This window comes from Enterococcus canintestini (assembly GCF_001885735.1).
Lineage (GTDB): Bacteria > Bacillota > Bacilli > Lactobacillales > Enterococcaceae > Enterococcus_C > Enterococcus_C canintestini.
Window position 1 is genome coordinate 13,837 of sequence record NZ_JXKG01000001.1, and the last position, 12,667, is coordinate 26,503.

General features: G+C 33.2%; 14 protein-coding genes. 10 read left to right on the forward strand and 4 right to left on the reverse strand.

Features of this window, described 5'->3' with window-relative positions:
- Window positions 1-85: 85 nt before the first annotated feature.
- A complete protein-coding gene (locus RU96_RS00055) occupies window positions 86-349 on the forward strand; it encodes a type B 50S ribosomal protein L31 (protein ID WP_071863514.1) in 264 nt (87 codons plus the stop codon).
- 31 nt (window positions 350-380) lie between these two features.
- On the opposite strand, the gene RU96_RS00060 is transcribed toward RU96_RS00055, so the two are convergent.
- From RU96_RS00060 to RU96_RS00075, 4 genes are all read right to left on the reverse strand, one after another.
- The gene (locus tag RU96_RS00060) at window positions 381-1,604 is read right to left on the reverse strand and encodes a site-specific integrase (RefSeq protein ID WP_071863515.1); all 1,224 of its coding nucleotides are present in this window, start codon (window positions 1,602-1,604) and stop codon (window positions 381-383) included.
- 94 nt (window positions 1,605-1,698) lie between these two features.
- Window positions 1,699-1,971, reverse strand: a complete 273-nt coding sequence (locus RU96_RS00065) for a DNA-binding protein (RefSeq protein ID WP_071863516.1) — start codon at window positions 1,969-1,971, stop codon at window positions 1,699-1,701.
- Window positions 1,972-1,975: 4 nt separating this feature from the next.
- Window positions 1,976-2,839 (reverse strand): rolling circle replication-associated protein, encoded by an 864-nt coding sequence (locus tag RU96_RS00070; RefSeq protein WP_071863517.1) that lies wholly within the window; start codon window positions 2,837-2,839, stop codon window positions 1,976-1,978.
- Between the two features lie 204 nt (window positions 2,840-3,043).
- Window positions 3,044-3,394, reverse strand: coding sequence for a hypothetical protein (locus RU96_RS00075; protein WP_071863518.1), 351 nt, complete (start codon window positions 3,392-3,394; stop codon window positions 3,044-3,046).
- A 178-nt stretch (window positions 3,395-3,572) separates the two neighbouring features.
- Here RU96_RS00075 and RU96_RS00080 point away from each other — a divergent pair, with 178 nt between their 5' ends.
- The 9 genes from RU96_RS00080 (at window position 3,573) to RU96_RS00120 (ending at window position 12,631) form a co-directional block, all read left to right on the forward strand.
- Window positions 3,573-4,433, forward strand: a complete 861-nt coding sequence (locus tag RU96_RS00080; protein WP_071863519.1) for a helix-turn-helix domain-containing protein — start codon at window positions 3,573-3,575, stop codon at window positions 4,431-4,433.
- Between the two features lie 23 nt (window positions 4,434-4,456).
- Window positions 4,457-5,188 carry a LytR/AlgR family response regulator transcription factor gene (locus tag RU96_RS00085; protein WP_071863520.1) on the forward strand — a complete coding sequence of 244 codons (732 nt, stop codon included), beginning with the start codon at window positions 4,457-4,459 and terminating at the stop codon, window positions 5,186-5,188.
- On the forward strand, window positions 5,185-6,450 hold the full coding sequence (locus RU96_RS00090; protein ID WP_071863521.1) for a sensor histidine kinase: 1,266 nt from the start codon (window positions 5,185-5,187) through the stop codon (window positions 6,448-6,450). Before RU96_RS00085 ends, RU96_RS00090 begins: the two co-directional genes overlap by 4 nt.
- 651 nt (window positions 6,451-7,101) lie before the next feature.
- Window positions 7,102-7,578: a CPBP family glutamic-type intramembrane protease gene (locus RU96_RS13505; RefSeq protein ID WP_161870181.1), complete on the forward strand. Its 477-nt coding sequence runs from the start codon at window positions 7,102-7,104 to the stop codon at window positions 7,576-7,578.
- Between the two features lie 237 nt (window positions 7,579-7,815).
- Entirely contained in the window at window positions 7,816-8,061 is a 246-nt protein-coding gene (locus tag RU96_RS12770; protein WP_143350939.1) for a hypothetical protein, read from the forward strand.
- Window positions 8,062-8,063: 2 nt separating this feature from the next.
- Entirely contained in the window at window positions 8,064-9,293 is a 1,230-nt protein-coding gene (locus RU96_RS00105) for a radical SAM/SPASM domain-containing protein (RefSeq protein ID WP_071863524.1), read from the forward strand.
- Window positions 9,294-9,314: 21 nt separating this feature from the next.
- Complete coding sequence (locus RU96_RS00110; protein ID WP_071863525.1) at window positions 9,315-10,979, forward strand: ABC transporter transmembrane domain-containing protein; 1,665 nt, start codon at window positions 9,315-9,317, stop codon at window positions 10,977-10,979.
- 15 nt (window positions 10,980-10,994) lie between these two features.
- The gene (locus RU96_RS00115; protein WP_071863526.1) at window positions 10,995-11,882 is read left to right on the forward strand and encodes an ABC transporter ATP-binding protein; all 888 of its coding nucleotides are present in this window, start codon (window positions 10,995-10,997) and stop codon (window positions 11,880-11,882) included.
- Window positions 11,879-12,631, forward strand: coding sequence for an ABC transporter permease (locus tag RU96_RS00120; RefSeq protein WP_071863527.1), 753 nt, complete (start codon window positions 11,879-11,881; stop codon window positions 12,629-12,631). The genes RU96_RS00115 and RU96_RS00120 overlap by 4 nt, the downstream gene beginning before the upstream one ends.
- The last annotated feature ends 36 nt before the right edge of the window (window positions 12,632-12,667 follow it).

The window sequence follows — 12,667 nt, forward strand, 5'->3', positions numbered from 1 at the left end:
TAAAACATGATAGTATATTCTTGTTGTAAATTAGACAAATAAACTCTGGCGCAGCAAATGAACCAGGGCAAAGGAGCGAAAGTAAATGAAAGCAGAAATCCATCCAGATTACCATCCAGTTGTATTCATGGACTCAACTACAGGTTTCAAATTCTTGTCAGGTTCTACTAAAACTTCACAAGAAACAGTTGAATGGGAAGATGGCAACACATACCCATTAATCCGGGTCGAAGTTACCTCTGACTCACATCCATTCTACACTGGTCGTCAAAAATTCACGCAAGCCGACGGACGTGTGGACCGTTTCAACAAAAAATACGGTCTCAAAGACGCAAACGCTGCGGAATAATCAAAACATTGTTAAATCAACGTTTAGCAGACTATCTGATAGGGATAGTCTGCTTTTTTTCGCTTTTGACCATACTTTTGACCTTCTGCAAACTTCCTTGTTTTTCCTCTGTGGAACTCATGAAATCCGCAAAACGATTTGCCGTTTCTTCTGTCTGTCTTTTCGTGACATGGGTGTAGATATCCATAGTCGTTTTAATATCTGTATGTCCTAACCGAACTTGAACTTCTTTAAGAGAAGCTCCGGATTCAAATAGCAGACTACAATGGGTATGACGAAAACCATGAGGTGTGATACGTTTTAAGTTATTTTCATTTATGATGATTTTCAAGTTGTGATTTACATAGTCTAAATAAAGTGGTTTGTTTTCTTCTGATACAAACAGGAGTTGTTCACCGTCTTTTGTAGGTTTAATTCCCATTCTCAGGAAGTATTCTTTTTGTTTCAACTGCCATCGTTTAATCACTTGTAAGGTTTCAGAGTCTATCGAAATTGTTCGAAGGCTCTTTTCTGTTTTGGGAACTTGGAATTTGATTTCCCATTTATCACATGTGGCTAAGGTTTGTTTAACAGAGAGTGTGCTTTTCTCAAAATCAATGTCTTTCCAACGTAAGGCTAAAAGTTCACCTTTTCGTAACCCGGTAAAAGCTAAGATCCGAAAAATCGGATAAATTGGATCAGGATAGTTTTTGGCAATTTCAAGGAATTCCAATAGTTCTTCCTTTTCATAGTAGGGTGCAGAATAGCGCTCTTCGTCAATCCGTTTCTTACGTTTAGGACGAATCACAGCATCCATGGGATTACTTCTGATGAGCCGTAAACTCAGAGCATACTTGAAAACAGATGAAGTCAAACCAATCAAGTTGGAATATTTTTTGTAATAGCTATACCAGTGGTTTACCTGTTTTTGACAATAAGGAATTGAAATTCTCGAGATTTTCAAATTTCCAAAAAGAGGAAAGATGTGCTTTTTATAAGCCAATTTTTGGGCGACATAGGTACTTTCACGAACCGTGTTTTTATATTGCTCAAACCATTCATCTGCCAGTTCTGAAAAAAGACGTTGTGAATTTGTCACCACATCATTTTCTTCTACTTGTACCATCAAGCGATTATAAGCCTTCTTAGCTTCTTGCAGTGATTTAAAACCACGTTTGGTGGTGTATTTCTTTTTTCCTGTAACCGGATCAATGCCAAGATATGCTTTAAACATATAGGCGATTGTCCCATTTTTCTTTTTATATTTTTTGATCATAATTGTCTCCTTTGATTCACTCGCCAGTATATCAAAGAGAAGATTTGCTCCTTTCTTATCGGTATCATAGTCAGCAACAACAGGTAAGTCAAGGTTAGATTTTTAGACTGTCTAAAAATAGTTTTACATCCTCACGATCAAAGCGAGTTTCTTTACCAAAAGGAATGACTTTCAATCCATGATCAATCCAATTATTGAGGCGTGTATCGCCAATCTTTAGTTGTTGTTTTAATTGTTTTCGCGTTGGGTAGGGAGGTAACTCCTTCATTTTTTGCTGCTGTGCTTCTTCCTCAATTCTTTGCTTCGTTAATTGAACAAGCTCTTCAATTATTTCTTGATTGAATTCAATCGGTACATTAACAGTCATATTTTTACCTACTTTCGAGATTCATTTTTTTTATTTTTGTATAGCGAACAGTGCTTTCTTGAAAATCCATCACTTGTTCAGGATTTCCACCTTCATTTATCGCGCTGTAAAATATTGGACGTCTTACAAGATACTCATTGGTATAAAGTACGTCTTGATCTGTGGTATCAAAAGGTTGATCCACGAGTTGCTTCGTGACGCTGGGTACTTTGAGGTTACGGGATTTGAAGAACGCCTTCTTCTTATGCTCTTTCAAATCCAAGTCTTTATCGAAATATTTACTGATATAGCGCCCACGATTTTCGATACTATCCACATCAATCTTGTTGATTTTGACAAATCCATGTCCCCAGATAGTAGTAAGACGATTAATGGAGATAAAAGGGAAGTCAAACAGGATAATGTGATAATGGATCGCACCTCGTTCTTGTTTTTCCCACGTGGCTAGGTATTTTAGATGTGCTTTTTTTGTGTGATAGAGTTCGTAGTTTAGTCGTTTGATAAATTTTTTGAATTCATTATTCGCATAGGCAATGTCTTGAATGTTTTCTCTGAAAGTGAGGGTTAAAAATTTTGTTCGATTGTCAAAGTTCGTATCCACGAGTCGGGCAATTTCAAAGCGCATATTTTGATAGTATTTTTGTTTTCGTTTTAAGCTGTCGTATTGCCCTTGAGCGGATAGTTCATCATATTTTTTTCTTTTATCAGTAGTCGTATTTTCTTCTTCATAAAGCCAAGCTAATTCTTTCTTTCGTTTTGGGTTGGTTTCATTTTTTTCTGCTTTTTGTTTAGGAGTAATGATTGCTTCATAATCATAAATTTCAAGGTACGTGGGAGTTTCAATGATTTTCTGATTATAAGCTTTCAAAAATCATCACTCCTTGATGTGTATTCAGTTGTCAAAGAACCATCATTTTTCTCCTGATGTTGTTCTATAAATCAAGTTAAGGGGAAGTCCTGCAAAGCAGTCCTTCCAGCCTATGTGTTTATTGGGCGGTCTTAACGGACAGAAGCGGCTCTATGGCGCTGCCCCGCCGTTTCGTCCTAACCACCCAACAAACCCATAGGAAAATTAGTTTTGTACAGTGGAACTTTGTTTTTTCGGAATCAAAGTTGCCGCATCTGCTGTGGCCGATAAGCCATAACTGACGAATTGACCGTTTGAGCGGCCCCAAGGTGCAATCACTAAATTGGCAAATGTAACCATGGCCAACCCTTGTTGGGTAAGTTCTTCCGGAGTGATTATAGGATTTTCAGATTTGACTTTGACACTGATTTTCTCGTAGCGGAGTTTAGGTAGGATACATTCGTAACTCCAACCTAGAATTTCTCCATCTTTTTGCCAGCGAGTAACATTGACAACTTGGTATTCTTTTTCGAGTTTTTCTTTTGGTAAGGTGAGATCATTGATTTTAATTGGCATAATAGCCCTCCTTTTGGTATACGATAATTTATACGGTTGGTTTAAAAAATATAGACGGCCATCTATGATTTGCATTTTATACGTTTATTTATACGAAGTCAAGAGATTTAGCGAAAAAATATATACGAAATTTTATACGAGTGATATAATAGGGAAAATGACAAGGAGGAAGTAATCTATGTTTGGCTTATTACAACCTGATAAAGTGAAGGTAGGACAACGAATCAAAGAAATCAAAGAGAGTATGAATCTGTCCTTTACAGAGTTAGGCAACCGCTTGGGGAAAAAGAAACCAACAATCAGCTCGTATGTTCAAGGCTATGCGTTAGCCCCTGAAAGTGTCATTAACCAATTATCGAGTATTAGTGGGAAACCGGTAGGCTGGTTTTACTTTGGTGACATTGAAGAATATATTTCGGACTATTTGCAGTTAAAAGGTCAGAATAGGATTGTACAAGAACATCCAAAAGTTGTGAAAGCAATCAAAGAAGAGTTTTACACTGGGGAATTTAAAAATCCTGCATGGGAAAATGAAGTTGGTTATCCATGTGAGGAATTTATGGATGATTATTTTTATGAACTGCAACAAGAAGTCATTAAAGAAGAAATTCAAAGGATGGTACGTGATCAGATAAAGAATTTATCGATTGCCGACGAATTATCTAAACAGAAGAAAGATGAGGCAGTCGCCGTTATTACAAGTGGAATCATCGAATACATGGATGTAGCCGGTGAATTTAATTATGAAAAAAAATATGATATGATTAATCTGGTTAAGCAGGAAGTCGATAAGTACGATTTTTTTGCAGACAGTAATTTTGAAGATCGGTATTTAGTAGGAAAACTAATAAATATCTTGGCAGATCAACAAAAAACTGTCGAACTTATCAATCGATTGTCCGAAGAACTGACGAAGAAATCCTTTTCCGGAAGATTTGGTGGGGAAGAATTGATAGAAGCATTTGAAACGTTACGTCCGGCACTAATCCAAATTTATAGTAAAGTCAGTACGGATGAATTGGAAGACTGGTTTAAATAAAAACTCTTGCTGGGAGGCTGGCTATGTACAAAATTGCAATATGTGATGACGAAGAGCTCCAAAGCACACTCCTAGAAAAAATGATCGATACCTATATGATAAATCAGGGCTTGGAAGTAGATATTGATATTTATAGCAGTGGAGAATCCTTATTGAGAGGGATTCGGAATCAAGAAATAGTTTATCAAATGATTTTTTTAGACATTGAAATGGATGGAATTAATGGCATTGAAACTGCTAAGTTTATCAGGGAAAGTGATCAACAAGTATTATTAAATTATATTACGAGCTTTGATGACTATACTCTTCAAAGCTTTGAAGTTTCACCATTTAGATATTTACTAAAGCCCGTTAAAGAAAATGAAATACGTATTCTCCTAGATGCAGCGGTTGATAAAATTTCTAGTGATAATCAATACCTTTTCGTAAAGGTTAATCGTACGCAATATCAAGTACGATGTGATCAAATAATTCGAATTACCTCCGAGAAGGGGAGAAAACTTCGAATCACCATGTGTAACAATCAGGAAGATATTGTTTACTATGCTCGCTTAAAAGACATTATAGCTAATCTGGGTAGTTCCATTTTTGTACAAGTAAATTACGGGACGATAATAAACCTAAATTATATTGAGCGAATAGAGGATACTATTGTTCATTTGACAAATGGAGATCAAGAGGTAATTAGTAGAGGGAAGAAGAAAAAATTTGTAGAGTGCTATAGAAACTTCATTGAAAGGTCATTAGGGATATGAAAGAATTATTTATACTTATATTGGCCATTTTTTTAGGCGCATTACAGGGATGGTATGTTGCGTTTTATTTGAGTAGCTTCTTAGAACTAAAAATAAAAAAAGTGTCTTTTTATACACTTTGCATACTATTGATTCTCTTTACAAAGATTTCAATAAATAGTCAAAATCTAAGGTTAAACTTAACCTATATTTTTTTTATTGTTGTAGCTGGATTAGTAATATTTTGTTTCTACGGACCAGCCCCAAAAAAGATGTACCATTACCTCTATGTAATTTTTTTATTTTTATTTCAGAATAGTTTACTGGTTGCTACACAGAGTGATCCTTCTAATATTGTTTTCTTACAGTTTATATTGTCTTATATATCAATTACAGTTTTGTCATTAATAATAATCTTTTTTCTTCACTATTTTAAGAGTACCAATGAAATTGGCTTGGCAACTAAAGAATATATTATGTTGTCTATAACCCCACTGTTATCGATAGGTACACTGATGTATCCGTTTCATTTTTCACAATTTGAGAGTATCTGGGTAAGTATTGGATTATTGATAGTAAATATTATGAACATTTTTTTATACAACTATCTAACTGAAAAAACTTACCTATTACAACAACAGACACTATCTGGAATGCAAAATCAGCACTATGACGAAATGTTAAGAAAACAATCAGAATTTCGTATTTTAAAGCATGATTTAAAAAATCTATTATTAAGTATAAATTTCCAGTTAGCGCAAGGAAATGTTGATACAGCACAGAAGTTGTTAGAAAATATTACTCTAACTGCTACGTCTTCATTCCAAACATATACTGGCTGTTGGCCCATTGATACTGTACTAAGTAGTAAGATAAATGAAATGAATACTGAAAACATTTTATACTCACTGGATCTAAAAATTCCGGCAGATCTTGATTTTAAGCATAATGTTGTCGATATCTGTGCGATTCTTGGAAATATATTAGATAATGCGATAGAAGAATGTAATAGAATAGACTCCCCGAAAAAAGAGATAAAAATCTCTATTCATTATCGTGATGATAAAATCATTATGAAAGTAACTAATCCGGCTAGGATAAATAATCTGAATATTTCTAGTAAGCTGATCCGGTCAGCGAAAAGAAAGGGAAGATACGGATTAGGAATAAATAGTATTAGAGAACGAGTTCAGAAATTAGAGGGATACTCTGATTTTTCATGGAATGAAAATGAGTTTAAAGTTTTGATTATTATTCCAGTAGGGCAGAGTATTGCACAATAAACTACTTTTTCCTAAACCAATTCACAAAATAATATAGTAAACCTCCATAGGAAGCTATATAAGGTTCTTATGGAGTTTTTTTGCATCTAAAAAAGGATCCAATAATACTTTTTTTACAGATTACTACATAAAAACTAGCAGTTTACAACGATAAAGCTAAAAAGAAGAATATAGGTACTATACTTTGGGTGTCGACGAGGAATTAAGTTCTAAATCTTCGGACAAATACTTTAAGAAAGTGGGGAATTCGTTATGCTATTCTTTTCAACGAAAAAGAGCAAAAAGGCGGGTTGCGTATCTGTAGGTGCACTATTCTGTGCATCTGTGGGTCACTACATTAAAGAAATTAAAAGTGATGTTTAAAAGCAATCGACTGAACTTTATTAGTCATTATTTCTGACTCAATAAGGTTCGAATCAAACGAAGAGCAACAACTTTATAGCGATGACATTACGTTAGAAAGTGGTGTCATCGCTATATTGAAAGGTGTGAATTCCTACGAATAATCTAACTAAGGGTGAAAGTTTAAAATATGAAAAGCTAAACAGTCTGTTTTTCAGTACTGCTATTTCGGTACTAACTGGAATTTGCTTGCTAGTGTTTATCTTGCTCGGTAGTATTCTCCCGTTTGAGTCAACGATTTTGATTAGTATGACTTTACCTATTTTAGTTTCTCTGTTTATTATTCCTTTGATATATATCTTGGTTTTATCGAGAAGCAATCGGAATCTCTTAGATCTAAAATGTAGAAAACGAGAAATAGCTTATACCGCTGTTGGAATTTTGCTTTTTTCGTTGATTTACTTTGTTACTAATAAAGATAAGTTTGGTAGTCAAATTACTTTATTTCTAATGATTCACTATATGATAGCGGCCTTTTGTGAAGAGTTCTTGTATCGAAATATCATTTTAAAAAGATTACTAGAGTCTTGGGGAATTATTTCTAGTATCATTATCAGTTCGGTAATTTTTTCAGTGATTGGACATATTGGAGAATCGCCAGTGGACAATTTGATTTACAGGTTTCCATTAGGCGTTTTCTTTTGTATCTTTCGCTTAAAATCAAAATCATTGTTATATACCTCAGCTATACATGCATTTTATAACTTAATTTTGATTGCTGCGTAGAAGTACTGAACAGGAGAAATAGGAAAGAAAAAAGGGGGAAGACTCTTGTTTAAAAGAATAGTGAGGTTTATTTTTCCGATTTTATTTGTACTATTGTGGATATACAACGTCCTACAAATTAAAACTTTCAACTTATTATCAGTGTTTTTCTTAATTGTTCTTATCCCGATAGTTCTTTATTCATTGTCTGTCGTGTTTATTGTACCAAGTGTTGGAAGTATCAAAAGATGTATCGTTATGGACGTCGTTTTATCAATTGGATATTCATTCGCATTGTTCTTCTCTATTGGTTTAATAGTATCAGAGAAAGTTGTCAATCAAATTAAAGCAAACACAGAAGAACTTGCTGGAAAATCAGGAAATTTAACAATTGCAGATGTAAATTTCAGCAATAATTTTTCGACCATATTAATGATATTTTTATTAACGTTTGTAATCATTGAGCTTTTTAGAATTATAGTCAAAAAAATGAAAAGAGGATAGAAATGTATATTAATCCTGATGTAGCTTATGCAAAGGTAAAAGATATTGATATGCTTTTCAATTTTGATAATGGCGTTGTTGCAGGAATTGATCAACGAGGGTTGGCATTTTATAAAGATGTAATAAGTCATCAAGTCTCAGAAAAAAATCAATTAACTGATGAGGAATCAGATTTCTTTAACTATCTAATTGAAAATGAATTTATTTCAGATAGTCCATTTATAAAGAAAGATCAAGTTGTCACTGCTTACTTACATTTGACAAACAGATGTAATCTACACTGTGTGGGTTGCTACTCTTATGATGAGAAAAGAAATCGTGATGAAGATTTAACTCTTGAGGATATGCTTAATGGAATAAGACTGCTTAAAGATGCTGGAATTGAAAACCTTGTTTTTTCAGGTGGGGAGCCTCTACTAAGACGGGATCTTATTAAAATTTTGAGATTCGCGAAAGTAGAGTGTCAGATACCAAATATTGTATTAATTACAAATGGGACAGTTTATAACAAAACGATTATTTCTGAAATGTCTAAATTCGTTGATACAGTTTCTGTTTCTGTGGATTCATATTCAGCCGAATGTCCTTCATTTATTAGAGATTCAGGTATATTCAATAGAATAATGGATACCGTTTCATTGTTAAAGGAGAATGGAAATAACGTAAATCTCATTCCCACAGTTCATCATTTAAATGCAGATAAACTTTTGGAATATGTAAACTTGGCTGAAAAGATGGGAGTATCTGTTAGTTTTAGTATTCTTTCAGCGTGTTTTGAAGGGGAAATGAAAAGATTCCTTCCAAATGCTAAAGACATTAGAAGTATCAGTAATTTTATGATTGATAGTGATTTAAGTCTAGAGGATAGTGCAATTAGAGGAGAAACACTACAAGCAGAAAACTATTGCGGAGCTGGAAAGACTATGATTTCTATTGGTACTGACGGAAACGTTTATCCGTGTCATATGCTTATGGAGGAGAAGTTTTGTTTGGGAAATATTAAAGACCATACGATTGTTCACATGCGTGAGAATACCAATAAACTTTTTTCCTCTATATCGGTAGACAATGTTAAAGGTTGTAATAGATGTGAATACAAATATTTGTGTGGAGGAGGGTGTCGTGCGAGAGCCTATATGAAACATCGTGATATATACAAAAAAGATCCTTATTGCGAGTTATTTTTTAACTATTACGAAAATCTAACTACAAATCTTTTTCTAAACAATTAATCATAATTTTAGGGGTATGAAATGACTAAGATAATTATGAAGGAAAAAATATTAGTGATACAATTTTCTATTCTTTCACTGATAGCTAGCTTAATAGGAATTTCTTTTGCTCCGATTATTCAAAATTTTATCGATGCGATTTCCAAAAAAAATTGGAAAATGTTTTATATCACCCTGTGTTTATTTTTTATATTTTTGATAATTAACTTTTTATTTCATTTCTTAAGTGTGAAATCTGAGTCTCACCTACTTCAAAAAATCCATATTTCGGTTAAAAGTAGAATAATCAGAAGTATTCTTCACATGAATATAACTCAGTATGAAAAATCTACTGTAGGTGAGAAAATTAATCTTTTCAATTACGACCTAGAAGTTTTTGAACAGTATTTTCTGGACAATATCTTACAACTAATTCAAAGCTCTTTTATTCTTTTTTTTGCCTTTGGTTATCTGCTATTACTAAGCCCATTAGTTGCTTTTGTGGTATTTTTTTGTTCTGTTATTTCCTTAATAATTCCTTCCTTACTAGGTAAGAAAATAGATGCATTGACTGAAAAAACTTCAAGATTGAAAAGTAATTATCTGAATGACCTTAAGGATATTTTTGGAGGATTTACAGTGATCAAATCCTTTCAAGTTGAGGAAAGATTTGAGAAAAGGAATCGCAGTTTTTTAGAACAAATGGAGAATAATCAACAAAAACTAAAAAATCAAAATGGTGCTTATAATTTGATGATGGGAACGCTCCAGTATTTCAATTTGATTATTTGTTTATGTACAAGCGGCTTTTTAGTTTTATCAAACAGGTTATCATTGGGCGAGATGGTAGCAGTTACTCAAATGGCAAATATGATAATTCAACCCTTGCAAGTTTTTGGAACGTCAGTAATAGAGATAATTGGAAGTAAAACTATACGAACTAAGTTAGAAAAATATGTAGACAAAATAGATTCTCCTACTGAAATGCCCAATATTTTGGATGAACCATTTGAAAAACTTCAGTTGAAAAATGTCAGTTATGAGTCAGAAAAGGGTATAACAATTTTAGATAATATCAATTTGGTTTTTGAAAAGGGTAAAAAATATGCCATTGTTGGTAAGAGTGGAAGTGGAAAAACTACTTTGCTAAAAATTATCGGTGGATTATTGAATTGTTATAGTGGTGAAATAATCTATAACGGAAAAAATCTAAGCAAATCAGATGAGAAGATAAGATCTTCATTTGCCCATCAGGAACCGTATATCTTCAATGATAATCTAAAAAATAATATTACACTTTTGTCTGAACGAAGTAAGAAGGAAGTAGAAAAAGCTATCCGTATGGCTAAGCTTCCTAGGATTAGGGCTCGATATGGAAGTTCTAAATTTAGTGAAAATGGGAATTCACTATCTGGTGGTGAAAAGCAAAGGATAGCTATTGCAAGATTAATTGCAGATCAATCAAACCTGCTCCTTATGGATGAAGTGACTTCAGCATTGGATTATAAAACAGGAGGAGATATTTTGGAAGAACTTCTGTCAATAGTAGACTATACAATTGTTTTTATCACGCATGATCTTCGAGAAAATATTTTGGGTTCTGTTGATGAGGTGATTTTTATTGATAACGGCACTATCGTTGAACAAGGTAGTTATTCGGAAATTTTGAACCATGATGGACTCTTTAAAAAATTGAAAAACTCCTGATAAGGAAGGGATTTTATGGAACTATTACTTTCTGTCAATCAATTAGTAAAGAAATATGACACTAAAACAGTCTTAGATAATGTTTCATTTGAGATAACGAAAGGGGAAATAGTTGGATTACTTGGAGTAAATGGATCAGGTAAGACTACTTTAATGAAGGTGATACTTGGCCTAACCTCTTCTGAAGCTGGCGAAATTAAGTATAAGGGAAACTCGAATTATTTGAAGTCCTTTAAAAGTATAAGGGAATTTGGTTATCTGTTAGATTGTAAATTATTTGAATATTTGAGTGGGTATGACAACTTGTATACTGTCGGAAAATATGCAAATCATTGGCAAGGAAAAACTAAGACTGAAATTGCAGAAGAAATTAATGGACTATTGGATTTGGTTGACTTACCAAATTCTAAGAAGAGAGTGAAGGGTTATTCATTCGGGATGAAACAGCGACTTGGATTAGCAATGGCTTTAATGGGGACACCAGATTTCCTAGTATTAGATGAACCGTTTGTGGGTTTAGATCCAGTGGGAATTGAGCACTTACTTGGCTTCATCTCGAATTTGAGAAAGGACTTGGATATTACGATATTGATATCGTCACATCAGTTAAATGAAGTTGAGCAGATTAGTGATAGATATTTATATATTACTAATCAGAAAGTTAAGGAAGTGACGAAAAACTCTAGTAAGAAATACCTTATCAAGTTGAATAATCCAGATAAGCTATTACTTAATCAATTGCAATCAATTGCTGATATAAAGCATAACGATGTTTTATTTGAGGCAAAGAATGAACTGATTGATAGGGTTTTAAAGATTATCTATCAAAATCATGGGGAGATTACTGATATTCAGGTAACGAATGATAATTTGGTAGATTTATTTAGAGGTGATTCTAAATGAGGGATGTTATCAACGTAGAACTATTTAAAATGTGGAAAAGAAAAATTTTTATTGGTATTTTTTTACTTAGTAATTTTTCTTTAGTCTATTCTTTGGGAATTTATTTCAATTGGAGTTTCATAGATATAAATGGGAAATTGGATCTTATCTCTTTTTCTACAAGTATGTGGGCCTTATTAATGATGCTCGGAATTCCACTTGTCTTATTTACTTTCTTAGCTGCAGGGACTCTAGGTGGAGAAATTTCTGATGGGCAATTCACGTTAGAAATCACACGAGTCAGATCAATAAAATCATTGGCTTTAGGGAAGTTTATTTCGATTGTAGAGGTATTAGTGTCATTTTATATCCTTAGCATGGCTCTTTCCAGTCTATACTATATTGTTTTTGTAGCGAGATCAAAAAATGGATTGGGAATCAGTTGGGATATTGAAGGTTACCATAGTCGCTTGCTCCTTGTGAGTATTTGTGGAGTATTATTTCTTATTATGTTTATTTCTATAGCGATGGTAGTGTCAGTAAACTTCGGAACTTTTAGGGCAGTCCTCTTATCTTTATCTATTTATGTTTTATTGAAATTTATTTCTAGCATTCAGAGCATTCGTATATGGATACCAGGGTATTATACATTAATTGATGATAATGATTTCTCATTGCTAATAGTAACGTACCAATTGTTTATAATGGGATTTATTATTGGAACACTGATTTATGTGACTATTAATTTTTTGGAAAAAAAAGATTACTAGTAAAATTATCGACATATAAATAGAGAAATTTTATAT

Coding starts and splice junctions, on each gene's coding strand:
- RU96_RS00110 (WP_071863525.1), top strand. CDS start 9,315: ATGACTAAGATAATTATGAAGGAAAAAATATTAGTGATACAATTTTCT.
- RU96_RS12770 (WP_143350939.1), top strand. CDS start 7,816: ATGGACGTCGTTTTATCAATTGGATATTCATTCGCATTGTTCTTCTCT.
- RU96_RS00115 (WP_071863526.1), top strand. CDS start 10,995: ATGGAACTATTACTTTCTGTCAATCAATTAGTAAAGAAATATGACACT.
- RU96_RS00120 (WP_071863527.1), top strand. CDS start 11,879: ATGAGGGATGTTATCAACGTAGAACTATTTAAAATGTGGAAAAGAAAA.
- RU96_RS00105 (WP_071863524.1), top strand. CDS start 8,064: ATGTATATTAATCCTGATGTAGCTTATGCAAAGGTAAAAGATATTGAT.
- RU96_RS00075 (WP_071863518.1), bottom strand. CDS start 3,394: ATGCCAATTAAAATCAATGATCTCACCTTACCAAAAGAAAAACTCGAA.
- RU96_RS13505 (WP_161870181.1), top strand. CDS start 7,102: ATGACTTTACCTATTTTAGTTTCTCTGTTTATTATTCCTTTGATATAT.
- RU96_RS00060 (WP_071863515.1), bottom strand. CDS start 1,604: ATGATCAAAAAATATAAAAAGAAAAATGGGACAATCGCCTATATGTTT.
- RU96_RS00090 (WP_071863521.1), top strand. CDS start 5,185: ATGAAAGAATTATTTATACTTATATTGGCCATTTTTTTAGGCGCATTA.
- RU96_RS00065 (WP_071863516.1), bottom strand. CDS start 1,971: ATGACTGTTAATGTACCGATTGAATTCAATCAAGAAATAATTGAAGAG.
- RU96_RS00055 (WP_071863514.1), top strand. CDS start 86: ATGAAAGCAGAAATCCATCCAGATTACCATCCAGTTGTATTCATGGAC.
- RU96_RS00080 (WP_071863519.1), top strand. CDS start 3,573: ATGTTTGGCTTATTACAACCTGATAAAGTGAAGGTAGGACAACGAATC.
- RU96_RS00085 (WP_071863520.1), top strand. CDS start 4,457: ATGTACAAAATTGCAATATGTGATGACGAAGAGCTCCAAAGCACACTC.